Annotated in this window: 12 protein-coding genes and 1 pseudogene; 7 read left to right on the top strand and 6 right to left on the bottom strand. The window is 67.2% G+C overall.

The genetic code is table 11. The features are described 5' to 3' along the window. The first annotated feature begins 112 nt into the window (after window positions 1–112). The 7 genes from ABZ898_RS11910 (at window position 113) to cutA (ending at window position 20,935) form a co-directional block, all read left to right on the top strand. Window positions 113–3,268, top strand: a complete 3,156-nt coding sequence (locus ABZ898_RS11910; RefSeq protein WP_361656117.1) for a DEAD/DEAH box helicase — start codon at window positions 113–115, stop codon at window positions 3,266–3,268. Then, the gene (locus ABZ898_RS11905; protein WP_361656115.1) at window positions 3,265–8,817 is read left to right on the top strand and encodes a hypothetical protein; all 5,553 of its coding nucleotides are present in this window, start codon (window positions 3,265–3,267) and stop codon (window positions 8,815–8,817) included. Before ABZ898_RS11910 ends, ABZ898_RS11905 begins: the two co-directional genes overlap by 4 nt. Then, complete coding sequence (locus ABZ898_RS11900; RefSeq protein ID WP_361656112.1) at window positions 8,814–15,668, top strand: DEAD/DEAH box helicase; 6,855 nt, start codon at window positions 8,814–8,816, stop codon at window positions 15,666–15,668. The genes ABZ898_RS11905 and ABZ898_RS11900 overlap by 4 nt, the downstream gene beginning before the upstream one ends. Before the next feature lie 4 nt (window positions 15,669–15,672). Further along, window positions 15,673–17,979 carry a UvrD-helicase domain-containing protein gene (locus ABZ898_RS11895; protein WP_361656109.1) on the top strand — a complete coding sequence of 769 codons (2,307 nt, stop codon included), beginning with the start codon at window positions 15,673–15,675 and terminating at the stop codon, window positions 17,977–17,979. A 954-nt stretch (window positions 17,980–18,933) separates the two neighbouring features. Next, window positions 18,934–19,509 carry a hypothetical protein gene (locus ABZ898_RS11890; RefSeq protein WP_361656106.1) on the top strand — a complete coding sequence of 192 codons (576 nt, stop codon included), beginning with the start codon at window positions 18,934–18,936 and terminating at the stop codon, window positions 19,507–19,509. Beyond that, window positions 19,506–20,192, top strand: a complete 687-nt coding sequence (locus tag ABZ898_RS11885) for a hypothetical protein (RefSeq protein WP_361656103.1) — start codon at window positions 19,506–19,508, stop codon at window positions 20,190–20,192. Before ABZ898_RS11890 ends, ABZ898_RS11885 begins: the two co-directional genes overlap by 4 nt. A gap of 422 nt (window positions 20,193–20,614) precedes the next feature. Next, window positions 20,615–20,935, top strand: a complete 321-nt coding sequence (gene cutA / locus ABZ898_RS11880; RefSeq protein WP_361656100.1) for a divalent-cation tolerance protein CutA — start codon at window positions 20,615–20,617, stop codon at window positions 20,933–20,935. Between the two features lie 74 nt (window positions 20,936–21,009). Here the strand turns inward: cutA and ABZ898_RS11875 are convergent. From ABZ898_RS11875 to ABZ898_RS11850, 6 genes and pseudogenes are all read right to left on the bottom strand, one after another. Further along, window positions 21,010–21,591, bottom strand: a pseudogene (locus ABZ898_RS11875) (transcriptional regulator); the annotation flags it as partial. A gap of 147 nt (window positions 21,592–21,738) precedes the next feature. Then, entirely contained in the window at window positions 21,739–22,773 is a 1,035-nt protein-coding gene (locus tag ABZ898_RS11870) for a hypothetical protein (protein ID WP_361656097.1), read from the bottom strand. A gap of 196 nt (window positions 22,774–22,969) precedes the next feature. Next, window positions 22,970–23,425, bottom strand: a complete 456-nt coding sequence (locus ABZ898_RS11865; protein WP_361656094.1) for a Mov34/MPN/PAD-1 family protein — start codon at window positions 23,423–23,425, stop codon at window positions 22,970–22,972. Next, window positions 23,422–24,987: a ThiF family adenylyltransferase gene (locus tag ABZ898_RS11860; protein WP_361656091.1), complete on the bottom strand. Its 1,566-nt coding sequence runs from the start codon at window positions 24,985–24,987 to the stop codon at window positions 23,422–23,424. The genes ABZ898_RS11865 and ABZ898_RS11860 overlap by 4 nt, the downstream gene beginning before the upstream one ends. After that, on the bottom strand, window positions 24,984–25,151 hold the full coding sequence (locus ABZ898_RS11855; RefSeq protein WP_361656088.1) for a hypothetical protein: 168 nt from the start codon (window positions 25,149–25,151) through the stop codon (window positions 24,984–24,986). The genes ABZ898_RS11860 and ABZ898_RS11855 overlap by 4 nt, the downstream gene beginning before the upstream one ends. Before the next feature lie 54 nt (window positions 25,152–25,205). Beyond that, window positions 25,206–26,000 carry a nucleotidyltransferase gene (locus tag ABZ898_RS11850; RefSeq protein ID WP_361656085.1) on the bottom strand — a complete coding sequence of 265 codons (795 nt, stop codon included), beginning with the start codon at window positions 25,998–26,000 and terminating at the stop codon, window positions 25,206–25,208. Window positions 26,001–26,155 lie beyond the last annotated feature (155 nt).

Raw genomic sequence — 26,155 nt, 5'->3', positions numbered from 1 at the left:
TGGCCTTCGACTGCGCTGTGGGGGACGGTGTAGTGGCGTGCGATAAGTGTAGATAGCAGGGACATGGACGAGCCGTTCGTGACGGCAGTTCAGGGACACCAAGGGGCGGGGAATGAAACAGCACGTGGCCACCGTTGCGGAAGCCGGTGCCAGCCAGAGCGTGCTCGACGACGTGGTGAGCGAGGACGGCATCGTTCTTGACGCGTCGGGTGACGTGGCGCGGCCTGGGGGCGGGGTGGTCGCCTACGCGCCGGGGGCCCAGGTCCGGGTCCGTGACGAGCAGTGGCTCGTCCGGAAGGTTGCGCCCACGGCGCGGGACGGCTGGATGGTGGAGGTCACCGGCGTCTCGCCGTTCGTGCGGGGCACTGATGCCGTCTTCTACAGCCTGCTCGACGACATCCAGGTCCTCGACCCGCGGAAGACCAAGCTGGTTTCCGACGACTCCCCCACCCACCGCAAGGCGCGCCTCTATCTGGAGGCCGTGATCCGTAAGACGGCGCTGCCCCAGACCGAGCACGGGCTCGCGCTGGCCGACAGCTTCCTGATGGACAGGCAGACTCACCAGCTGCGGCCGGCCGAACTCGCCCTCTCGATGAAGAATCCGCAGCCACGGGTGCTCATCGCCGACGTCGTGGGCCTCGGTAAGACGCTGGAGATCGGCATCCTGCTGGCCGAGCTGATCCGGCGCGGGCGCGGCGAGCGCATCCTCGTGGTCACGCCGGCCCACGTCCTGGAGCAGTTCCAGCGTGAGCTGTGGACCCGGTTCTCCATCCCGCTCGTCCGGCTCGACTCCACGGGCATCCAGCGCATCCAGCAGGACATCCCCGCGGGGCGCAATCCGTTCGCGTACTTCAAGCGGGCGATCATCTCCGTGGACACGCTCAAGAGCGACGTGTACGCCCACCACTTGGACTCCACGGATTGGGACGCCGTCGTGATCGACGAGTCCCACAATCTGATCAACCGCGGCACGAAGAACAACGACCTCGCTCGTCTGTTGGCTCGCCGTACGGACGCGCTGATCCTCGCCTCGGCGACTCCGCACAACGGCGAAGCCGAGTCATTCGCAGAGCTGATCAGGATGCTGGACGAAGCCGCGATCGCGAACCCCTCGGACTACGAGGTGAAGGACCTCGACCACCTTTACATCCGGCGCACCAAGACGGACAAGGAGGTGCGGGACTCCCTCAAGGGGGTGTGGGCCGACCGCGGCCCGTCCGAGCCGGTCCCCGCGCAGGCCACGGAAAAGGAGCGCGCGGTCTTCGAGGAGCTGGCCGCCCGCTGGATACCGCGCGATCCGTCCGCTTCCTCTGTCTGTGCCGATCCGCTGGCCGCCTACAACTTCTTCAAGGCCTTCCTCTCCTCGCACAAAGCGCTCCAAAAGTCGCTGGAGGCACGCCGCCGCTACCTGGCCAAGCCCGCGAAGGTGAAGAAGGACGAGGACCTGGCCGCCCGCGAAGCCGCGCTGCGGGTCGAGCGCGAGGCGATCGTGGAGCTGGAGCGGCTGGTCGGCGAGATCGGGGACGAGGACTCCGCGAAGCTGGACGCACTGGTCGAACAGCTCCGGGAGATGGGCGTGGGCCCGGGCTCGGACTCCCGCGTCGTCGTCTTCTCCGAGCGCATACCCACGCTGACGTGGCTGGCCGAGGTCGTCCCCGCGCGGCTCGGGTTCGGCAGGAGCGGCACTGTCGAGGCGGGCGAGAAGAAGAACCGGCCGTGGCTGGCGTACGGCGGAGCGGTGCAGGTGATGCACGGTGATGCCACCAACGAGGACGAGCAGAAGCGGATCGTCGAGAAGTTCGGGCTGCGCGACGACCCGGTGCGCATCCTGTTCACGGGCGACGTCGCCTCCGAGGGCGTCAACCTTCACCAGGAGTGTCACCAGCTCATCCACTACGACCTGCCTTGGTCCCTGATACGCATCGAGCAGCGCAACGGCCGTGTCGACCGCTACGGCCAGCAGGACAAGCCGCAGTTCCGCGCATTGGTTCTCACCAGCGACGTGGAATGGCGCCGCGATCCGGCAACCGGCGAGGCGCTGCCGCTCGACGACCGGCTGGTCGGGGCGAAGCTCCTCAAGCGTGAGGAGGAGGCGCACCAGATCGACGGCTCGGCCGAGGCGGTCACTGGCCTGTACCGGGCGCAGGAGGAGGAGAACCGCCTCACCCGCGACCTGCTCGCCGGCCGCACCGTGGAGGAGTCCATCAAGCGGTCCAGCGGCGGCGCACCGTCGATGCTCCGGAAACTGATGGGCAACATCGGCGCCAAGTCGACCCAGGACGACGTGGAGTACGCGGCCGTCCCCAGTGTGTTCCGCTCCACCGCCGCCTACTTCGAGGAAGCCCTGCGCCAGATCTGCCCTACCGGGGCGGAGAACGAGCTGAAGCTGCGCCACGAGGACGACGGGACCATAGCCTTCGAGCCGCCGGCCGACCTCCAGTACCGCTTCAAGGCGCTGCCAAAGTCGTACCTGACCGAGCAGAACATCCTGCCGACCAGTAAGGCTCCCGGCCGGCTGCGTATCACCTTCGACAAGCGGCTCGGCGAGCAGCGGCTGAAGGCGGCCCGTGAGTCGTCCAAGACTCAGTGGCCCAACGTCGGCTACGTCTCGGACGTACACCCCGTGCTGGACTGGGTGACCGACAAGGCGCTGGCGTCCCTTCGCCACGACGAGGCGTTCGTCCTGGCCCACCGTCCCGACCTCGCCGCCGCGGCCAAGCTGGACCCCTGCCTGCCGGCCGAGCTGGCCAGCCCGGTCTACCTGGTGCAGGGCATCCACTCAAACGCGCTAGGCCGACCCACCGTGGTGGAGTGGATGGCCGTCGTCGGGCTGCCCCACGCACCCCGCGTCGTGCGCGTGGACGCGGCCTTCCTCGAGGCGTGCGGCGTGGGCCCCAAGATGCCCGGCCGCGCCGTCCCGCAGGAGGAGTGCGAGGCGCTGGGGCGGCTGGTCCCCCGGGCCGTCGACGAGGCGGCGCAATATCTGCGGGAGCAGGAAGCCGAGTACGCGCGGCAGATCGAGAAGATGCTCGCCCCGTACGCGAAGCGCGTGACGCAGTGGCAGCAGGACGCCCTGTTCGCCTCCGCCCGCTCGGCGAGGAGCCGGAACAACGTGAACCTCACGGCCAGCCGCCGCAAGACGCTCATCAAGTCGCTGAAGACCTCCGGAGCGCCCATGCTGCGCCTGCTGTGCGTACTGCAGCCCCTGTCCACTGGCCCCGCTTCGACCGACGCCCTGGCCGCTGCCGCTGGAGAAACCAACCGATGAGCACCGACTTTGACTCCTTCTCCAACCGCGGCGAGTACCTGTCGGCGCACTACTTCGCCGAACAGCTGGGCCAGGACCTGAAGAAGGGCCTCCTCGCCGCCTGGACCGGCCGGGAGACCGACGAGAATGACCCGCGGCCCACCCCGAGGGAGACGCTGCGCGCCCTGCGCGGCACATATCTGTCGGAGGAGTTCCGCAACTTCTTCGCCGAGCGCGCCAAGCTGGACGCCGAGGACGACGCCGACGAAAACGGCGTCGCCGCCGGAGGCCGCCTCAACACCTACAACGACAGCGACTGGCGCGAGCAGCTCAGTGCGTGGCACGACAGGGTGCTGACGGCCCTCGGCTTTCCGGGCGCCCCCGAGCGGCGTCAGCTGACCGTCCACCGCGCCGGGCGCGAGCACACCGTGCCCACCGCCTGGCACGGCGACGGCATCGTGGTCGTCGAGTGCGGCTGGGCCGCCGGAAACGACACGGCCCTGGACGCGGACGGCCCCGGCCGGCTGCTACACCCGCTGCGAGTGGGCGGCAGCGAGAGCTACGAGAGCGGCCAGGCACTCGCCACCTGGCTGTTCCAGAGCGAACTGGGTCAGCCCGGCGGGGAGCCGCCCCGTTTCGTGCTGCTGCTGTGCGGCGGAGTCGTCGTCCTGGCCGACCGTCAGGTGTGGGGCGAGGGCCGCTTCCTGGCCGTCAACCTCGACGCCGCGCTGGAACGCAACGACCGCAAGCAGACCGGCGAGCTGGCCAGCATCGCCGCCCTGTTCAGCCACGAGATGCTCGCCCCCGACGAGGACGGCAAGGGTCCGGGCATCGACGCCCTGATCAAGGCCTCCCGCGACAACGCGGTCGGCGTGTCCGGGGAACTGCGCGAGGGACTGCAGCGCTCGGTCGAGATCATCGCCAACGAGGTCCTGGCCCGGCTGGAGGAGGCCGGCGTCGAACCGCGCCAGATCGAGGACCCGAGGCTGCCGTTCGCCAAGGAACTCACCCGCGAGTCGCTGCGCTACCTCTACCGCATCCTGTTCCTGCTGTATGCCGAGGCCCGCCCTGAACTGGGCATCCTGCCCGCCGACGACGGCACCTACGAGGTCGGCTACTCGGTGGCGCGCCTGCGCGAGCTGGTCGAGCGCGACGAGCAGCTCGTCGAGGAGGAGGCCCGCCGGGGCTTCCACCTCTTCTCCTCCCTCGACGTGCTGTTCAACAAGGTCAACCACGGTCACCGCCCCTACGGCACCGAACCCGACGACGAGCTGCCGGACGACGATGAAGAGACCCGCAAGCTCAAGGCCAAGCGCCGCAGCGAGGACCGCGGCCTGCGCTTCGAGCCGCTGCGCAGCGAACTCTTCGAGCCCAAGTCCATCCGTCTCATAGGCCGCGGTGTCCTCGACCCGCGCAGCGACGAGGACACCGAGCCGAAGTGGCTGGACCTGCGGCTGCGCAACAGCGCCCTGCACGAGGTGCTGCGGCTGCTGACGATGAAGAAGGCCAAGCGGCGCGGGGAGCGCGGCGGCTTCATCTCCTACCGCAACCTCGGCATCAACCAGCTCGGCGCCGTGTACGAGGGCCTGATGTCGTACACCGGCATCATCGCTGAGGAGGAGCTGTGCGAGGTCGCCAAGGGCGGTGACCCGGAGAAGGGCTCCTGGCTGGTGCCCGCGCATCGCCGGAAGGAGTACCCGGAGAACACCTGGGTCCTGTACGACGAGCATGACGCGGTCAAGGGCCTGCGTGGGCCGAAGAAGTACCAGGTGGGCGAGTTCGTCTACCGGCTGGCGGGCCGTGACCGCGAGACGTCCGCCTCGTACTACACCCCCGAGTCACTGACCAAGGTCACCGTCGAACTGGCCCTCAAGCACCTCCTCGATCAGGAGCGCGACGAGAACGGCAAGGTCATCGAGACGCCGGCCGCGAAGCTGCTGCAGTACAAGATCTGCGAGCCGGCACTGGGCTCCGGCGCGTTCCTCAACGAGGCGATCAACCAGGTCGCCGAGGAGTACTTGCGCCGTCGACAGAAGGAGCTGGGCGTCTCCATCCCGGCCGCGGACGCGTTGACCGAGAAGCAGAAGGTCAAGGCGTACGTCGCTCTGCACAACGCCTACGGCGTCGACCTGAACGCCACGGGTGTGGAGCTGGCCGAGGTCTCCCTGTGGCTCAACACCATGCACCCGGGTATGCGGGCGCCGTGGTTCGGGCTGCACCTGCGGCGGGGCAACTCGCTGATCGGGGGGCGGCGGGCGGTGTACGCGGGCGAGGACATCGTCTCCCCGGCGAAGGCCTGGCTCACGGCGAGCAACACCCTGGCGCCGACACCGCTGCCGTTCCTCAAGGATGACGAGCCGCAGCCGTTGCCCGAGGATGGGGTTCACCAGTTCCTACTGCCGAGCCCCGGGTGGGCGGCGGTGACCGGCTCGAAGGAGGCCAAGGAACTAGCCAAGGACCAGGTGGCGCAGCTGGCCGCCTGGAAAAAAGGCATCCTCCAGCGGCCCAAGCGCAGCACCGCGCACCTCAACAAGGACGGCACGCCCAAGCTCGACAAGACGGGGAGGCCGAGGAAGGAAGCACCCTCCCAGTTCACCCGGTTGCGGGACGCGGCCAAGCGCGCGGAGTTCCTGTGGTCGCTCGTCATCAAGCGCATGCGGCTCTCCGAGGGGGCGATCGCGCGGAAGATCGACGTGTGGGGAGCCAAGCCGGACGACCCCGAGTACGACTTCCTGCGCAGGGTGGCGGGCGCGGCGCCGAAGGAGCAGGTCATGGCCGACCTGTTCCTAGCGACCGAGACGCCGTACTGGCGCTTGAAGAAGGTCATGGACGCCTGGTGCGCCCTGTGGTTCTGGCCGGTCGAGAAGGCGTCCCTGCTCGACGGCACGGACGGCGTGTACGACGACACGCCGTCGGCGGTGGCCTCCGCCGACGCGCTCGGTGACCTCCTGGGTGTGCCGCTGGTCGGAGGGGACGCGGCGACGATCCCCGGTCAGCGTCGTGCCGACCAAACCACGCCGACCAAGGACATGTCCGTGCAGCTCCCCGGTCAGCGCTTCACTGAGCAGACCATGCTGTTCGCGTCCGGACCGACGCAGGACACCCTGGAGTCCGCCTTGGCGGGGGACGAGCCGCTCATCGCCCTGCACACGGTGGAGTCTGTGCCAGGTCAGTCCAGGCGCAGGGCGCCGAGGCAGTCCAAGCGACGGACGTGGCGGAACAACATCCCCCTGGTCGAGCTGGACGACTGGCTGGACTTCCTCGAAGCCCTCCTGGGCACCGTCGACCCCGACGAGCAGAACCTGGTCACCGAATTCGACAACCTGGACGCGCTCAAGGACTTCGAGAGGAATCTCCCTCACCTGATGGGGATGGACCTGGCGGACCCGGAGACTCGCTTCCCCTGGATGCACACGGTCACCAACATCGCGGAAGAGCAGGGCTTCCTGCACTGGGAGCTGGACTTCGCGCTCATCTTCGCACAGGGCGGTGGGTTCGACCTACAGGTGGGTAACCCGCCGTGGGTGCGACCCCGATGGAACGAGGGCTCGGTGCTGGCCGAGCACGAGCCGTGGTTCGAGCTCACGGAGCGGGCTTCATCTGCGGAGAAAGAGAATCGGCGGGCCGAGCTTGTACGGCTGCCGAAGGCACGTCAGTACGTGCTGCAAGAACTGACCAACGTCAGCGGGCAGGTCGCCGTCTTCGGCGCATCGCAGGTCTACCCTCTGCTTACCGGTACGCAACCGGACCTGTATCGCGCCTTTATGTGCCAGGTGTGGCATCACGCGTCCGCGCGGGGAACGGCAGGCCTGGTTCATCCCGACAGTCACTTCACCGGCGAAAAGGAACGTGCGCTGAGAGAAGCCGCCTACCGACAACTTCGCATTCACGGCGATTTCTTCAACCCAGGGCATCGTTTCTTCCAAAAGCCAGTAGGCGAGTCCAGCCACTTTGGAGTTCACATCTACGGAAGAGCGAAGGAAATCGGCTTCGATCACCTTTCATGGCTGGTTTCAACTGACACTCTGCGTTTTTCCATCCACCACGACGGAAGCGGCGAGGTTCCCGGCATCCGTCATCGAAACGGCGGATTCGATGAGCGGCCACACCGGGCGCGGGTAATTCACGTTGATGCAGACCTGCTGGCCGTCTGGCAGCGCCTCCTAGGTGAGTACGACCAACCGGTTGATGGAGCACGACTACTTTTCCCCGCGAGCATTGCAGAGGCGTCAGCAATTGAAGCTTTGGCCGACTACCCACCACGATTGAGCGAGCTCAATCCACCAATCTCTCCCGGATATCACGAAACGCAGGCAAGAAAGAACGGCCTGATCGACTACAACCGAAAAGACCCCTCGACCGGCGAAGAGTACCAGCCGAACCGATGGAATAGAGTAATTCTGAAAGGCACTCAGATCAGTGTAGCGACTCCACTCTTTAAACGGCACGACGCAAACAGTAACGATCCATACGGGGTGGATCTCGTCCGCGTTGCATCAGACTTCGTCCCCGACACCCAATATGTACGAACAAGAGGTAGAAATCAGCAGTTCCTGGCGGACCAGGACCGCTGGATAAACCGTCGGACCCTTAAGCGTCTTCGCGTAGACGACAAGGCGGTAGCGCGCGCCCGCGAAGAGGTTGCTCGAAGAGAAGGCACCACTCTCGAAAACGCTGACCCCGCCAAGGTTGATGCACTACTAACCAAGCGAGCAAAACGGCGATATGCAACTTTCTACCGCTTGGCTTGGCGTCGTCAAATCGCACCTGACACCGAGCGCGCACTGTACGCAGCTATAATCCCTCCGGGCACTACTCATATTCACGCCATGAACAGTCTGGCGATGTCTGATAACCGCCATACCGTGCTCGTGGCGGGATTCTGGGCCTCACTCCCCCTCGATTACTTCTTGCGAGTTACTGGCCGCAGCGACCTGCTTGGCCGGAGCGCCAAAGCAACTCCCGCTCCATGCGACGGCGCGCATCCGCTGGCTTCGGCGCTGCTGTTGCGAACCCTCCGTCTGAACTGCCTTACCACGGCCTACGCCGACCTCTGGCGGGAGCTGTACGACCCGACCTGGCCCGCTTACGAACCCTGGGCGCTGCAGTGGCCCGGCCTGCAACTGCTCCACGACGTCACTCCCAACTGGCACCGGGACACTCCCCTCCGTACCGAGCGCGCCCGTCGCGCTGCCCTCGTCGAGATCGACGCCCTCGTAGCCGTCTGGCTCGGCATGGACGCCGACGCGCTCATCGCCGCGTACCGCGGCCGGTTCCCCGTGTTGCAGAAGTACGAGGCCGTGACCTGGTTCGACGCCGAGGGCTGGAAGCTCGCCGGCAACGCCCGCACCGTCGGTCAGCGGCAGGCCAGGGAGACCTGGAGCCAGTTCGAGGAGTACCAGAAGGACCCCGAGAACGTCCCCGTCCCCGACGGCTACACCGCCCCCTTCTACAAGGCCGACCGGGAGAAGGAGATGCGCGAGGCGCACGCCTACTTCAAGAAGCGGCTGGACGAGGCCGTCGAGGGGGGCGAGTGGGACCCGGTGAAGCAGGAGGTGCCCAAGCCGTGAGGCCGACGCTCGAGGCGCAGGGGCTCAAGGAGAGCCTGCTCCAGTACCTTTCGACGACGTACGCGCTGACCGACGAGGGCGCGCGGGAGTCGCTGCACCGGTTCCTGGGGGATGAGACGTCCGGGATGTTCCGGGGGCCGTTCTTGCGCATACGGACGCCGTTCACGCAGGCCGACGACTCCTGGAAGGAGTCGCTGGACTGGCGGAGGACGGACGACTGGACCCCGTACGCCCACCAGGCGCGGGCGTTCGAGCGGCTGTCGTCCGCCGGCGGGCGGAGTCCACGGCCGACGCTGGTCACCACCGGTACGGGCTCCGGCAAGACCGAGTCGTTCCTCTACCCGGTCCTGGACCACTGCGCGCGCGAGCGTGACGCGGGGAACAACGGCGTCAAGGCCGTGTTCCTGTACCCGATGAACGCGCTCGCCACCGACCAGGCGCAGCGCATCAACGATCTGCTGTGCGAGTACGACGCCGACCTCGGCAAGCTCCGCGCCGGCCTGTACATCGGCGACCGGGCGGAGACGAAGTACGACCGGGTCTACACCCGCCGTTCGGACATGTGGCTGTCGCCGCCGGACATCCTGATCACGAACTACAAGATGCTGGACCTGCTCCTGCAGCGCTCTCAGGACTCCGCGCTGTGGAACGGCGCGGACATCCGGTACGTCGTCGTCGATGAGTTCCACACCTATGACGGCGCCCAGGGCACCGATGTGGCGATGCTGCTGCGGCGGCTGGCCGCCTCAGTCGGGGCCTCGGAGCCGGGGAGGCCGCTGGGCCGGATCTGCCCGGTCGCCACGTCCGCGACGCTCGCGTCCGGCACGGGCGGGGACGGTGTGCGGCAGCTCCTCACCGTCGCCACCCAGGTCTTCGGGACCGAGTTCACCGAGGACGCGATCATCGGTGAGGACCGGCAGAGCGTCGATGAGTTCCTTTCGCCCGACGACTTCGACCCGACGCTGCCGTATCCCTCCCCCGACGAGCTGGCGCTGCTGCCCGATCCGTCCCTTGGGGAGGAGGCGTTCGCCGATCTCGTCGAAGCGGTGACGGGTACCCGCGATCGGGACCCGTTTCTGTTGGGCCGGAACCTGAAGCGGCAGACGCTGACCTCCGCGGTCATGCTGGCGCTCGACGGTGAGGTCCGCACCACCGGCGAAGTGCTCGACCTAATGTGGCGCAGGGGCGCGCGGTCCTGGGGCAAGACCGTCACCGAGCGGCCGGAGGTCGCCGCCTCCGCCCTCGCCCGCTTCGTCGCGCTGCTGGCCGTCGCGCGTGACCCGGACTCGACGCCGGAGCGCCCACGGCCCCTGGTGCAGATAGAGGTGCACCAGTGGGCCCGCTCGGTCTCCCGCCTCGTACGCGGAGTGCTGCCGTGGCCGAAGGCGGAGTTCCAGTGGGACGCGGCCGGTTCGACGGACCGGCAGGGCGACCAGCACGCCCGGACGGCGCCGGTCACCACGGCGACGGCGGGCCAGGCCGCGAACCTGTTCCTGCCCGCCGTCTACTGCCGTGACTGTGGGCGTTCGGGCTGGTCGGTGTTCTCCCCGGAGACGGACGACGCCCATGTCCAGGTCGACTCGCACAAGATCCGGCGGGCCTCGGTCAGTCAGGACAAGATGCGGGTGCGCAACCTGATCGCGGCGACCCACGCCGAGGCCCGGGAAGGCTCTGGCGCGGCGCCGATGTCGTCGGCCGGCCGCGGGGTGGACGGCGGACGGGCCACGTCCGCTCTCGCCGCCGGCCGCAGCGGACAGCTGCGCGTGCTGGACGGGCCGAACCGGACGCTGCGCCTGCCCGATCCGGTCCGGGACTATGACCCCGCGACCGGGGAGCCGCGCCCGGCCGCCGGCGACTCGGCGTTTGTCCTGGTGAACCTGGGCGAGACCGCGAACACGGCGGCCGAGGAGGACTGGTGCCCGGCGTGCGGGTCGCGCAATGCGATCCGCTTCCTCGGCACCGGCTCGGCCGCGCTCGCGGCGGCCTCGATCACCCAGTTGTTCACGGGGGGCGAGCTCGACCAGACGCAGGGCGAGGACAAGACCCTGATGTTCAACGACTCGGTGCAGGACGCCGCGCACCGGGCCGGGTTCGTCGCCTCCCGTTCGTACACCTTCTCCTTGCGCGCCCTGTTCAAGAAGCACCTGTCGGAGGACCGGCCGACCGCGCTCAACGACCTGATCGCCGACGTCGTCGCGGCCACCACCGATCGCACGACGCTCGCTGCCGTGGTGCCGGCCGACCTGCACGACATCCAGGGCGTCCAGCGGCTGCTGTCCGGCAAGGGGCGGGGCGGTGACTGGAAGACGTGGAACCTGATCGGTGAGCGGTTCGCGTTCGAAGCCTTGATGGAGTTCGGGTTCCGTTCCCGCAACGGCCGCACCCTGGAGCTGACCCGTACGGCGGCGGCCCAGGTGCGCATCCCGGACGTGGCGGCGGCGGTCGCGGTCGTGAAGGCGGCGCACCTGGCCGAGGAGGGCCGACGCGGCGGGCTGCCGCCCGTCGAACAGGACGACGCCCGTTACCTCGCCTTCCTGCGGATCTTCCTCGAGCGGCTGCGCACCAGGGGCGCTATCGGCCACAAGTGGCTGGACGGCTATCTGAAGGAGGCCGGGACCAGCCGCTACTTCATCTGGGGCAAGCGGCCGGTCGGCATGCGCGCCTTCCCCAAGGGGATCGCGGCCCCGGTGTTCCTGCTCGACCAGCCGAAGGCCAAGAGCGAGTTCGACTTCGCGACGGGACGGTTGTCCTGGTACGAGCGCTGGGCGCAGCGCTGCCTGGACCTGCCCCGTGAGCAGGCGGCCGGGTTTTGGAGTCGGCTGCTGCCGGAGCTGGTCGCGGCCGGGCTGCTGTCGGTGCGTACTCCGGCCGACAGCAGCGTGCGGATCTACGGTTTACTGCCGGGTGCGATCGACGTGCGGCTCCTGGCCGACGATGTGGTCAACGAGGCGTTCGTGCGCTGCCCGGTCTGCTTCTGGGAGCAGACGGTCCACCCGGACCTGTTGGAGCAGTGGCACGGGCAGCCGTGCCCGTCGTACCGCTGCCGTCGTGGCCGGCTGGTCGCCGGGAGCCGCTCCGAGGGGCTGGGTGTGCACCATCGGGACCGGAACTATCAGGAGGACTACTACCGGCGGTTGTACCGCAAGGCGGGCACCTATCAGGTGGTCACCGCCGAGCACACCGGCATGCTCACCCGTCCGGAGCGCGAGCGGGTCGAGGCGGCGTTCAAGCACGGAACCGGGTTCAAGGACCCCAACGTGCTGTCGTGCACGCCCACGCTGGAGATGGGCATCGACATCGGCGACCTGTCTGCCGTCGTGCTGGCCGCGCTGCCGCGCCGGCCCGCGAACTACGCCCAGCAGGTGGGCCGGGCCGGACGACGCACGGGCAACGCGTTCCTGCTGACCATCCCAGACCGCAGCCGCCGCGACCTGTACTTCCTGGACCAGCCGCGCGAGATGATCGCCGGCCGGATCGTGCCGCCGGGTAGCCACCTGTCGGCGATCGAGATCCTGCGGCGCCAGTATCTGGCCCATCTGTTGGACCTGGCCGCGCGCGGGCGCCTGCCGCGCCCCGACGGCAAGCCCCTGCCAGCTGTCCCGCCCCGGGCGCCGGAACTGTTCGGGCCCTCGGGCTACCTCGCCGACCTGGTCGACGCCGCCCTCGCCCGTGGCGGCCAGCTGGTCGACGGGTTCCTGGAGCTGTTCCCCACCGGCGTGAGCGACCAGGCCCAGGAGGACCTCCGCGCCTACGCCACCCACGGGTTGCGCAGCACGGTGGAGGAGGCTGAGCGGCAGTGGCGGCGCGGTGAGGAGGTGCTGCGTCGTCGGCTGAGGATGATCGGCGAGGCGCGCGACGAACTGCACGACAGTGACGAGGAGCAGGCGCGGCAGAAGGCCGAGCTGGACGCCGAGCACCGGTCGGTCGGCAAGCGGCTGCTGTCACTCGGACTCACCACGGCCCAGCAGGCCCTGTGCGACCTGGGGCTGCTGCCCAACTACGCGCTCATCGACGCGGTGACCACGCTGAACGCCACGCTGTACTGGCCGGAGGGCACCGACGAGGAGACCGGCAGAGAACGGTACAAGTCCAAGCCACGGGCCTACGAGCGGCCCCGCCGCTACGCCCTGTCCGAGTTCGCGCCCGGCAACACGTTCTACGTCAACGGCTACAAGCACCAGGTCACCGGTCTGGAGATCGGGACCGCCACCGATCCCGACTGGAGGCTGTGGCGGTTCTGTCAGGAGTGCGGATACGTGCGCACCCACAATGCTCAGGAGGACCGATCGCCGTGCGCGCGCTGCGGCAGCGCCCGGATCGCGGACGACGGCTCCTGCCTGCACAAGGTCGTCGAGCCCGCCGTCGTCACCTCCCGGGACAAGCGTGAGGACGCCCGGATCAGCGACGACAAGGACGACCGGGAGCAGCGCCACTACACAGTGATCGACGCGGTCGACATCGCGTCGCAGGACATCGAGGCGAAGACCTCGTGGCGGCACGAGACGCAGACGTTCGGCGTCGACTTCTGCCGCAAGGCGGTCATCCGGCGGATCAACGTCGGCCCGATGCGGTTCGACGCCAGGGCGGAGGACGACTTCGCCGGGCATAGCGTGCGGATGGCGCCGTTCCACGTGTGCACGGGATGCGGCGCGGCGACCGCCGACGGGCGGCCCGTCTTCGACCACGACACCGACGCCCTGGACTCCGCGGCGGCACGCAATCCCAAGCTCAAGCATCACCAGCCGTGGTGCCCGCTGCGTCGCGGGAAGAAGCCGCAGGTCGTACCGCAGGAAGCCGTGCTGTTGGCCCACCAGCTGCGCACCGAGGCGCTGCGGGTACTGCTGCCGGCCGCCACGGTCCTGGTCGACGAGAAGATCCACTCCTTCCGGGCGGCTCTGCGGCTGGGCGTGGACCACCACTTCGGCGGTGACCCGCAGCACCTGGACTCGACCCTGGCGCGCATGCCCGACCAGGCCACCGGCGAGACGCGGCACTTCCTGGTGCTCTTCGACCGCCTGCCGGGCGGCACCGGCTACCTGCACCGGCTCACCGACCCCGCTCACTTCCGAGCGGCCCTCGCCGACGCACGGAGGGGGCTGCTGAAGTGCCCCTGCCGCGACGAGGGGCGGCTGGCATGCCACCGCTGCCTGCACCGCTACACCGAGGAGCGGCACCAAGACACCGTCTCGCGCCTCGAGGCCCTGCAGATCATCAACGACCTACTGGGCCCGGTCGACCAGGACGGCGAGCCGGTGCTCGGCGAGGACGGGCCCGTCGATTTGTGGAAGGTCGCTCAGCTGCCCAGCACGGACCTGATCGGCCTGGACAAGCAGGTCGAGTCCGATCTGGAGGCCCGGTTCCTGGCCGCCCTGCGGACCTGGACTGGCGGAGAGCAGGACGCCGTGCTGGAGGAGAGCAGCACGGCCAGCGGCTATCTGCGCTTCAGCCAGGGCACCAACTGGCGGCTCACGGCGCAGCGGGACATGGAGTTCACCCGTACCGACTTCACCTTCGAGTCCACCGACGGCCCCAAGGAGTACGTCACCGTCTACCTCGACGGCCACCGATTCCACGCCACCCGCGCGCATAACCGGATCGCCTCGGACTGTGACAAGCGCAACCTGCTGCGGGACAGGAACCATGTCGTCTTCCAGATCACCTGGGACGACCTGGAGCTGTTTGAGAAGGGCGAGGCCGCGAAGGCGCGGCCGGTTTGGCCGCCGTACCCGCCCAGCGCGCAGGACACGGCGAGGGACTGGTACGAGGAGATGGACGGCGAGCGTGCCGACCTCGCTGGGGCCGTGTTCGCCAACCCCGTCGACACGCTCCTCGCGTACCTGCGCGAGCCGGTCAAGGAGCGGTGGGCGCGCCGCGCGAGGGCCCTGGTGGGCGGCCTCATGTCCGAGCCAACCGCGCTAGCGATGCAGGTGGACCGTGGCCAGGCACGTCAGGTGCTGAGGTCCGCGCTCGACGCGTACGGCGCCGGCCGCGAGCCGGCCGCGGAGCCGGTCACGGGCGAGGGGCCCGTCGTGGTGCTCCAGGCGACCGACAGCTGCGGCCTGCCCCTGGTCTTCACCGTCGACACGAGTGACGGCGAGGACGCGCAGGCGGTGCGGTGGAGCGCTCTGGCCCTACTGGACGACCGCGACGAGGTCCTGGGCACCGACGAGCACAAGCGGTGCTGGCGGGCCTGGCTCTACTGGTCGAACCTGCTGCAGTTCCTCGCGTTCGCCGGAGGCGACGGCGTCCAGCTGGCCGGCAGCCGTGCGTCCGCCTTCCCGGTCGACGTACTGGCCGTCACCGGCGGCATCGGCGAGCTCGACTCTCTCATCGCCGCGCACCGGCCGCAGCAGGCGCCGACGGCGCTGGCGCAGGACAAGTCCGACACCACCCCCGGGGTGGAAGCCAGCGGCTCCGTGGCCGAGCAGGCCGTTGCCCGGCTGCTGCGCGACGCCGCCTGGGACGAGGACATCCTTCCCCTGCTCGAAGAAGACGAGCCGGACTCGGCGCTCACCCGGCTCGCCCACGCACTCGCCGAACTCGGCAAGCGGTCCCCCGTCTTCGGCTTCGAGCTCGGTGAACGCCGCTGGCCAGCCGACTTCGCCTGGCAGGACTCCGGCGTCCGCATCGCCGTTGTCGCCGCACCGCATGGCGAGGACGACGAGGAAGCCCACCGACGCGACAAGGCCTACGCCGACGCGGGGTGGGCGGTCCGTACAGCGGTCGACTGGCTCGACCACCTCGACTCGCTCGCCGAGAGGCTGCCCGACGCCTTGGAAGCCTGCGGCATGAACGACTCTCACGAATCCCATGACTCCTGCGAGTCCCACGGCGACGGAAGGAAGCACTGATCACATGACCGCCCGGCTCAGCCTGTACCAGAAGGCCGAACAGGAGCTGTACAAGCTCGACCGCTCGGTCAAGGGCAAGTTCTACGACTTCTGCCACCGCTTCCGGGAAGACCCGGACCATCCCAGCCTGGATCTCAAACCCCTCAAGGGCGACGGCCGGGTCTTCCGCGCGAAGATCGACCCGTCGTACCGCGCGCTGCTGGCCAAGGCCGGCGTCGACGATAAGGGCCAGGAGAACTGGCTCGTCATCGCGGTACGGCACCGCAAGCACGTCTACGAGGAACTCTCGGTCGCGATCAACCGGATCACCGGGGAGATCGAGTTCGTGGACCTCTCCGTTGTGGGCGAGAGCGTGCTGCAGCGCGCGGGCGTCACCCTCACCCCCACCGAACCCGAACCCCGGCCCGCCCAGGAGCCCGCGCCCGAGCCCGCCCCGGCCGCCGCCGAGCCCCTGCTCACCGGCGTCACCGCCGACGACCTGCGTGATCTGGGTGTCACCGACCAGCTCATCGACCTCGCGCTCGCCGTCACCGACAGCGACGAGCTCGACCAGCTGGTCGCCGGCGCGCCCCTGCTGTCCAAGGACATCCTGTACGGGCTCGCCGCCGGCATGTCCGTCGACGAGGTCCGCAAGGAGATCACCGCCCCGGTCAAGGTCGACCTCGGCCACGACTACGAGCAGGACCTCGGCGCCGCACTCGCCCGCACCACCGTCACCACCGTCGACGCCGACATCCAGGCGGTCCTGGAAGAGGGCGACTTCCGCGCCTGGAAAGTCTTCCTGCACCCCACCCAGGCCAAGCTCGTCACCCGCACCTACAACGGTCCGGCCCGCGTCTCGGGCGGTCCCGGCACCGGCAAGACGATCGTCGCCCTGCACCGGGTCAAGCACCTCGCACAGCAGCTGCCGCCCGGACACAACAAGCCCATCTTGCTGACGACGTTCACCAAGAACCTCACCACCGACCTGCGCGCCCGGCTCGCCTCACTGCTCGAGCCCGAACTGCTGGCCCGCGTCGAGATCGCCCACATCGACCAGCTCGCCGCACGCGTCCTCAGCGAGAACGCCGTCAAGGGCGCGGCCAAACAGCGCGTCTACGACAGCGTCGCGCTCAACGTGTTGCGTCAGCTCCTGCTCGAACTCGACGAGCGCCGCTGGGACGCCGAGTTCCTCTACGAGGAGTGGGACCAGGTGATCCTCGGCCAGTCCATCGGCAACCGTAAGGCGTACTTCGACGCCCGCCGCGCCGGCCGCGGCCGTTCCGTCACCCGCCCGGAGCGCGCCCAGATCTGGAAGATCCTGGAGCAGTTCACCGCCCGCCTGGACAAGGACGGGCTGGAGACCTGGGGACAGGCCGCTGAGCGCGCGGCCCGCCTCGAAACAGAGCGCGACGCCAAGATCAGGGCCCGGCAGGAGCACAAGGAAGCCGTCGGCGGCAAGGACCTCATCCACCGCGACGACGGCTCCGGCATGCGCTTCCTCCACCACCGCTACCGCCACATCGTCGTCGACGAGGCCCAGGACCTGCGTGCAGCCCACTGGAAGATGCTGCGCGCCATGGTCGCTCCCGGCCCCGACGACCTGTTCATCGCCGGCGACACCCATCAGCGCATCTACGACCAGCAGGTCACCCTCGGCACCGTAGGCGTCAACATCCGGGGCCGCTCGTCCAGACTCACCCTCAGCTACCGCACCACCAAGGAGATCCTCTCCCGGGCCATGCAGGTGGTGAACCTCACCGGCCAGAACCTCGCCTACGACGACCTCGACGACAGCACCGACACCCTCGACGGATACCGCTCCGTCCTCCGCGGCCCCGTGCCCGACCTGGTGCCCTGCACCTCCTGGGACGACGAACTCGCCCAACTCGCCGCCACACTGACCGCCTGGCGCGAGGAGATCACCACGGGCAACGGCGGCACCGGCCCGCGCCGCGACCCACGCGGCAGCATCGCCGTGTGCGTCGCGGAACGGGACATGGTCAGCCAGGTGATGTTCCACCTAGCCACCAAGGCGGGAATCACCGTCGCCGAACTCACCAAGGACGGCCCCAAGGGAGACGGGGAGGTACACGTCGGCACGATGCACCGCTTCAAGGGCCTCGAGTACCAGAAGCTGGCCATCGTCGGAGCCCGTGACGGTGTCATCCCCCGAACGGCGGTCATCGAGCGCTACCGCGCCACCGACCGCCAGCGCTGCGCCCGCGAAGAACTCAGGGCCCGCTCAATGCTCTTCGTGGCCGCGACCCGCGCCCGCGACGCCCTCCGCATCAGCTGGCACGACAAGCCGAGCCCGTACCTGCCGATCTGAGCCGGGTCACGGCCTCGCTAGGGGTCCGCGTTCGACGGCGCAGCGAACGAACGCGGCCCACGATCTGGGACGGTGTCAGCCGGCTTCGTCGACGCCCGCTCCCCTCAGCCCCGGCGGCCTTCGGGTCTTCCTCCACCCGCAGAGGTCGAACAGCCCGAGCGGGGACCGGGCGGAGGCGGCGCAGAAGACCCGACGTCGGCTTGCTCGAATTAAGGAGTGGGCGGCGGCGCTCGGGGACGAGGCCCTGATGGTGCTCGACGCGGACACGACAGGGCTCCACTCGGAGGCATGCGTGGTGGAACTCGCGGAACGTTTCCGGCTCGGGGGACGTCCTTGTGAAGCCGGGCGGTCGATCCCTGAGGGCGCCTCGCAGATCCACGGCATCACGGACGAGCGTGTGGCCTCGGCTCACTCGTTTGGGTGAATCCTCGTCAGTTTCACGGCCACGCGCGACGGATGGCGAGGCTTGGTTTTCAACGCGCCGCACAACGAGGACGACTGCGCTGGGACCCGCGCCTCGGTACTGGGGGGCTCGCGCATTCAAAAGCCGCCGCGGTCGCGGCGTAGCGCGGTTCTCCAGGGCCTCTGCCAACGCGGCAAATGACAGAGCCGTCGGATGCCCCCAGGTCGTGGGGGCCTTCCCCTCTTGCCCGCCTGCATCACTCGAGTCGGTCGTCCCGGCAGTCGGCACAGCAACAGGGGTGCGTACCGCTGTCGGCCATCAACACGGTTCGGCGCTCTTGGTCTTGGGACTTGCTTGCCGTAGAAGCGGCCGAAGCGCGCGGTGCGCCGCACAGGTACGCCGTCGTAGACTCATCGCACTCTGCTCCCGAGCGGTACCGCCTCATCTATGCGTGACACCCCCGGTCCCGTCCCACGGCGAAGACCCTCACGTGTGTGGTAATCCACCGCCCCATCTCCTAACGCAGTCATGAGCCGAGCACCTGGAGAAGAATGACCGAGGACGAACTCCAAGCAGTGGAGAATGCGATCAGGGAGCTACTCACCAACAGCCCGTTGCAGTGGATAGTCGATGAAGTAGACGAGGCCATCTCGGCGGGAGTCCCGGAGGAACGTCTGCTCAGACGACGAACGCGTGGGGCCGCTGGGACCCACGGGCTCGGCCACGGAGCAGTGGTACGCGAAACGGGGGTCCCCTACGAAACCGTTTCCATTCACTCGCTCGAAACGGGCCAGCGTGAGTCATGGCGCAGGACCGGTTCCCTCGTCATCACCACGCGTCCCATGACTGCCGCAGAGAGAGTTCAGCTCTTCTACTCAGCCCTTCGCCGAGCACTCCTCGAAGTGCCAGAGATTGAACAAACCGCGCTTAAAGCGCTGTTGGCTCCACCCCAGAGCGGTGACGAGGGACAAAGGCGACCTGTGAACACGGTTCGCTTCGTGCCCGACGACGAGACACGGCGGCGCGGTGAACGGGTGAAGGAGATGACCAGTCACCGACTGGCGACCGCCGAACGAGAACGGCTTGTATCTTTGATCGATCAAGCGCTGGAAGAGACCCGTTCATGAAGGCGGCCGACGAACTGCTGGTCGAGTTGCGGCGGCTACTGTCGACGAGCAAGGTTTCCTACCATGCGGCCTCCGACCCATGGGATGTCTACGAGGGTTACCTCTTCTCCCTCGTAGTCGCGACGGCAAGCCGCCACGGGGCCACTGTCACCTATCGAGACATCGACAACAACCTTGTTAGCGATCTGGTGTTCCGGACCAGTCCGGGAGACATCTACAGCAGAGCCGCCCGCTACACCTACGCCCTTGTCGAGTTCGCCGGCGCTCCCGCACTCGAGGTACACGTAGGGGTAAAGGTGATGGGCAAGTCAGGCGTCCTGCATGAATGTGACGTTCTCGTACTTCCGGCCGAGGAGGCCGCAACCAGCCGAGCACTCCGATACGCACCGCGGGGCAGTCAGTGCGTCCTGGTCATCGAGTGCAAGTACTACACCTCGGGCCTCCGGCTTGCGCAGGCACGGAACTTCGAGGGTCTGCGCGTGGACGTCAGCACACTCGCCGAGCTGTTCGTCTCGAACATCGGCACAACGGCATCCAGCGTGGTGAAATACTTCGGCTCGCGAAGGAAGTTCGAGCCAGGAGTCGTCCCTGCGGACACCGCACGAGTGGGGTACGTGCAGGCCCAGATACGGGGCGCGTTCAAGGACTACTTCAGCAAGCACGCGCCATCAGTGATGATTTGATTCGGCGGTGCACCTGACCCTCTGAACGGTGCCCAGGCCAGTACAGGGGGAGGAATGGAGGCTAGTACTCCAACCGTAGGCATTGTCAGGCTGCCTGTCAGGAGCCTGGCGGGGGTCAGGTCATCGGGTCGATCGCCGAGTAGGCCGGGGAGGCGAGTCTGAACTGTGCGCGATACCAAGCCCAGAGGCGTTCGACAAGGACGACGAGGGCCTCGTCGTCCTTGTCGAGAAACCAGCCGAGGGGATACTGCGAGCGTTGACCTGTGCCCGTCGCGCTTCTTGCGCCTACTCGACTGACGGGCGACGGCCGACCGGCTATCCCTTCCGCGTAAGCAACGTCCGGACTGCCGCCCAGATCGTATTGATGTCGGCCCTCCAGCGGCTAGGTAGGGTCGCGGTACCCAAGCTGGAGAGGTAGTTGCATGGTCAACGAGATTGTGATCGCGCAGACGACCAGCGACAACGAGGATCAGGCGAAGGCGCTGGCCCGTGGTGCGGTTGAGAGCAAGCTGTCAGCGAGTGTTCACATTGATGCGCCGATCACAGCCTTCTACTGGTGGAAGGGGAAGGTCGAGACGGCGCAGGAGTGGCGGATCCCGTATATGACTACAACCGACCGTCTCCCAGCACTGGAGGCATGGGTCCACGAGAAGCACCCGTACGACGTCCCCCAGTGGATCACGCTACCCGTGACCGGTGGGTCGGAGGCGTACCTGTCCTGGGTTGCCGAGGAGACGGCATAGGTTCTGCGGAGCGCCGGGCCGACCGTACGACAGCGTTCGCGTCCTGGGCTTACCCGCTTACCGCGCGTGGGGACTTAGACTGCGAACTGCCGGAGATGGCGGCTGAGTTCCTGCTCGCTGTCGGGAAGCAACGCTGCGATTGTCAATGCACGCTCCTTGCCCATCGTGTTGGGCTTCGTCTGTGCCGCTGCGGCGAACTGGCCTGACACGTAGACCGCTTGGTCGACATCACCTCCACGCAGCAGAGCCAAAGCGAGATCACCGAGGACCACGACGCCTCCGTCCGGGAGTTCGTCTCCGAGGCGGTCGACTGCGGTCTCCGCTGTAGCGGTGAGTTCGGGACGCCCCAACTGCCCGTACACCGAGAGGGCCAGCGAGTCCATGCGGTAGGGGGTCACGAACCGGACCCACGCCTGCTCGCTGGTGTGATCCGCGAAGTCGTAGGCGAAGCGCGCTCGGTCCAAGGCTCGGAGCGCCCCCATGGCGTCGCCGGCCGCCGCAGCCTCCTCCGCGTGCCTGCCGAGGACCCAGGCGGCAGCAGTAGCGTTGCCGTGGCCTCGCACGTCGCTGGCCGCTTGGGAAAGTAACTCCAACTTCGTCTTCGGCGTCGAGGTGCCGTAGCTGCTGTAGGCCAGGGCCAGGGCTCGGAGCGGAGGGTCACGCAGCCGCCGCTGCACCGCCTTCTCCTCCAGAGCCGGGTCGACCAATCTCGAACGGCACGATCGTCGTCGACTCCCCCGCCTGGTTAGCGCTTCGTTCCTCGGTGCACAGAGCCGCGCCCATACGGACCCGCGCTTGTCTTTCTATCCTCCGGTGGGTCTCCGCCACGGAACAAGATCAGCTTGACGTCCCAGTAGGTGACCAAGAGCGAGGGCGATCTCGGTAGGGCCGTCGGTGAAGGCCCAGCCACGCAACGGGGTGCCTTGCGCTGCGAGCATCTCGGTCATCTTGAGATTCCAGTGGTGATGGACATATCGAATAAGAGACTCGTACACGTCCCGCCGATCGGGAACGTTCCCCGATCGAGTGGCAAAGATCAGTGCGCCCGCGCAGTGTTCTCGGACACCCGAAGCTTGCGGCAGAAGATACTCGTCATGCCGACCGTCACGTGCCGCGGCCAACGCCTTCTCCCGCGTACCGGCCAGATGTCCGGCCATCGGCAGGATGAGAGCCATCCGCCGCACTGCATCTCCGTCTGGTCTCGCAAACGCATGCCATTCCGGTCCTTCGGTCTCCGGATCTCGTACGAGCACGTCGCGCAGGGTCTGCATGTCCTTGGCATCGGGCTGGCGTGTCAGACCACTGTGTAGGCGGAGAGCCTCGAAGATGCCAACACCGTCCTCATGCGACTGCCTGATCAGGCGGAGCGAGGTGTGCCGCTGGTCTCGGAGGAGGTCACCCAGCCGGTAGGCATCGTGATGGCGCGCCGTCACGTACAGAGAGACGTTTTCGTATGGCTGCTCAGCCTCCAGAATCCGGGCCTGGATGACCCGGTGCGCGAAGCGAACACGGTCGTGGGAGTGGCCGGAATCCTGTTGTTCGCTTCCGTTGTCGCGGCCGAGCAGCTCGGAGACATTAACGGTAAAACAGCTGGGGTGCCGCTCCAGGGCGTCGGACCGCAGTGCGCGCAGCCGCGTGACGTCCCACCCTCGCTCGCTCACGACGACGACGATGCCCACCCCCTCTTTTCCATGAAGCAAGGTGGCACACACCGCGAAGAGCAACACGGAGGCAACGGCAACAGCCGCGAGCCACCACAGCTTTCCTCCCACCCCTGGCACAGCTTGTACGAGATTGGGCAGCAATCCCACCGCGAGACCGGCTGCTGCGGATGCCACGACCGTCAACAGTCCCTGCGCGGAAGACAAGAACCGCAGCAACCAAGTAACTCTCTGAGACGCCACAAACTCCCCGATCCCCTGATGCGCACTGGAGGGAACAAGGCCCCTGCGTACGCCTTCTACCCGGCCTGGAGGCTTGGAGAGGCGTACGCCCAGATGCGCGGTGCCAATCCGATGCGAGAACGTTGCCGCTTCAGAAGCTGTCAGGCCGACAGTGGATTGTAAGCGGGCAGAGCTGCCCCCGGGCCGCAGAACGTGCTTTGATCGCTTCGTCGGCGCAGTGCACCAGCAGCAACAGTGGCTGGCTGTAGCCAAGGGAGGCGTTGCAAATCGATTGCTCATCCTGGCTACTTGGGCCGCACAGCGCAGGATGGGTGTGCCAGTCACCGACATAGCCGAGCCAAGGATGGTCCAAGTCCGCGAGCGCTCGGTCCAAGGCGTTCTGGGCTCGGTGACGCGCCCGCGTCCAAGAGGACGTCGTCGCATCGGGGTCTGGTACCTCGATAGCGTACCGGGCCACGAGGGCGTCGCGCTCCCACCAACCGAGCAACAAACCTCCTGTCTCGGTGCGTCCAGAAGCAACTGCGGCTGCTCGGATGACGTCAAGCACGTTGGGGTGGAGGACAGCATTCAGATGACGATGTCTCATTTCCCCACCGCGTTCCGCGACGCGCATTTCGGAGTCACCAGCCCAACGTGGGTAAACGGCTCCTCCGGCTGCGGGTGGCCCACGAACGCGACGGAGTCAGGGAGCATGGAGGCCTCCGACAACTCGTCCAGCACCACCCGGCAAGCCAAGCCGGCGGCACCTGCGACAGCTATCGGCGAGGTACGCGACACAGCACTCCCACAGCCCTGCTCTCGCAACTCGTTAGGTTTATCGCGACCAGGCAGTGGAGGGAGGTAAGTTTCTGCGCTCCGCGCCGGAAGTCGATCGACTCGTACGACATCTCCGTCACGCTGAGAGCACACAGTGAAGACCGCTTTACCCGCGTCGGCGCCGGTGGTGTTCGCGGCGAACGCAAGCATGCTCGTAGCGCGAGCACTGCCGGTGGCGTCCACCACGATGCGGTGATCTTCAAGTAGCCGTATGGCCTGGTCAGGCGAAGAGATCGCCGTTGGCATGGCCTGCACTGCGTCCACCGCCGGGTCGATAGTCGAGAGGCAGTTTCGAACGGCGACAGACTTCCAGGCGCCGACCTGTTCGAGACCAGCGAGGTGTCTGACCACGTTTCCCGGGCGCAAGCGTTCGTGATCAATAAGGGTGAGGCGCCGGGCTCCCGCACGGTAGAGCAAGTCGGCCGTGAGTGATCCGATGGCGCCGCATCCAACGATGGCGATAGGTACGTCTGCCAGGAGCGCCGCCGTCGCGCCAGCCCGCATCTGGCGTGTGTAACTGCTTGTGTCGGCGCTCTCACACGCCTGGACCTCGATGCCAGCGGTGGTGTACTTCACCGTCAGGGCAAGGACGGATTGCTGGTTGCCGCGTTGGTAGCGAAGCAACACCAGATTCACCACACCTGCCGCAACGAGTCGTTCTACTGGCGTCGCACGTTCTCCAAGTACCTCGTGAATATCACACCAGCGTCGGACAGGTCTGTGGATTTGTCCAAGGTTCTCCACCCACGCCAGCTGTCTGTCCGCCCGGCGGAAACCAGGGCGCCCTGAACGCCTCTTCAACCGGTGCGGGGTTTCCCCGATCTCCTTAGTCCCGGTCGTGGAGCCTGCGCGGATGTGAACGGCGTGACCTTCGAGTCCAGCCAACTGCTCGGCATTGTACAGCACGAACGTCGTCGGGTCTGGTTCTAGGTAGCGCTCTAGATCGCAAACGCTGTCACCTGGCCATCCGGCTGCTGTGAGCTCGAGCCAGCCGGCGATTCGGGAGAGCAGCTCGTCGGCCTCCGTCCACGGTGCTCTGTCGGCCGGCCATATGTCGTCCCACAGACACAAGTTGCCGGAGACGCCGCGACGTGCTGAACGGTCGACATGAAAGGTGACCTCCACCAGTGCACCAGGGTCAAGGAGCCGGACCTGCGGTGGATGGAAGGGGAAACGCTCGTCGACTTTGATCTCCACGCGCGCTAGAACCTCGGCATGAGCCGGAGGGCACCAGAGGACGGGGCCGCGCAGGCGTACCCCGTCGTCGGTGAAACCACGCACCACCAAGTCCTCGCGCAGCCGGTCAGCTTCCCAGCCATCGTTACTGCTCACGCGTAGCGGTCCTGCCCTGCCGGGACTGTTGGCGCGCCCTTGATGACGCTCCTGTTCTTCGTCGTGCCGTCCCAGTTGCAGTAGTCGGGTAGCGGGAAGACATCCTCCGCGATCTCCGTGTTCTGGGTTGTGCCCAGTAGCCGGCGCCACTTCACAGCTGCCACGCACCGATCTTCTTCACCAAGTGCCTCCTGAGCAAGGTCCGCGGCCCTCGCCATCTACTCCGCGGCCGCCTCGATCTGCTCGGCCGTGGCCTTCGTCTTGATCGTCTTGGTGGGCAGCGTTGGATCGACCGGCCCTTCATAGACATACTCGGGCAACGTGTCGGCGATCCATCGCAAGATGCAGGTGAGATATGCGGCGACCGTCCTCTCGGCCGGCTGCAGCATCTGAAAAGCGTGGTAGGTCAAGACTTCGAAGTAGTAGCCACCCGGTAGGTCATCGACCCACGTACGACGCACCTGCCGGACGAGCTTCACGATCGGTACATAGACACCACTCTCCTCATCGTCGTCATACAGAAGGAACGACTTGTTCGCTTCGGTCGTCAACTCCGTCATCCTGGTCGGGTTGGTCTCTATCCACCGCGCGCGACCGTCTTCCTCGATCCGTTGAGGAATTTCCCAGTGGTTGCCGCACGGACGTGCGATCACCACATCCACCGACAGGTCGTAGTCGGGGAAGTCGACCTTGACCGAGCGATGCTGGCGCTCCACGTTGCCCGGGAACGCGGTGTCAAGAGTCTCCGCAACGTGATCAAGAATGGCCCCTGGTCTGAGAGACCCGTCGGCCTTCGTCAACCGGGCGAAGACGTCAACGTCCTTGACCCGCTTGATGGAGACGTGCCGCTTGTACGACCCGATGAGCAGGGGAACGACCCCAAGGCCACGGAGGCGCTCGTCGCCCTCCAGCACGTCCGATACCTGCGCGTGTACGTCTCGCGCGTGCGTGGCGTCGTGATCTGGCTCCACCGCGCTAAGAGCCTTGTCGAACTGGGTGGGAAGCGTGGCCATGCCTGATCCTCTCTTCCAGCGATGCGCCGTTCTCGGAAGACGGATCAGCCGCGATCCCGTCCGCTGTGCCTCTCACTCAGCTTCACGCCGAACACACACCACATCTTGCCCCAGAGGCTACGACTCACCACTGACAACGCCACCCCGTGACGGTC

It is taken from the genome of Streptomyces sp. NPDC046860 (assembly GCF_040645115.1).
Lineage (GTDB): Bacteria > Actinomycetota > Actinomycetes > Streptomycetales > Streptomycetaceae > Streptomyces.
Note: the sequence above shows the minus strand (reverse complement) of the source record. Positions and strands in the feature narration are given on the sequence as shown.

What these genes read in the sequence shown, in the direction of transcription:
- ABZ898_RS11910 (WP_361656117.1), top strand. Translation starts at nt 113, where the DNA reads ATGAAACAGCACGTGGCCACCGTTGCGGAAGCCGGTGCCAGCCAGAGC.
- ABZ898_RS11905 (WP_361656115.1), top strand. Translation starts at nt 3,265, where the DNA reads ATGAGCACCGACTTTGACTCCTTCTCCAACCGCGGCGAGTACCTGTCG.
- ABZ898_RS11895 (WP_361656109.1), top strand. Translation starts at nt 15,673, where the DNA reads ATGACCGCCCGGCTCAGCCTGTACCAGAAGGCCGAACAGGAGCTGTAC.
- ABZ898_RS11890 (WP_361656106.1), top strand. Translation starts at nt 18,934, where the DNA reads ATGACCGAGGACGAACTCCAAGCAGTGGAGAATGCGATCAGGGAGCTA.
- ABZ898_RS11885 (WP_361656103.1), top strand. Translation starts at nt 19,506, where the DNA reads ATGAAGGCGGCCGACGAACTGCTGGTCGAGTTGCGGCGGCTACTGTCG.
- cutA (WP_361656100.1), top strand. Translation starts at nt 20,615, where the DNA reads ATGGTCAACGAGATTGTGATCGCGCAGACGACCAGCGACAACGAGGAT.
- ABZ898_RS11865 (WP_361656094.1), bottom strand. Translation starts at nt 23,425, where the DNA reads ATGAGACATCGTCATCTGAATGCTGTCCTCCACCCCAACGTGCTTGAC.
- ABZ898_RS11850 (WP_361656085.1), bottom strand. Translation starts at nt 26,000, where the DNA reads ATGGCCACGCTTCCCACCCAGTTCGACAAGGCTCTTAGCGCGGTGGAG.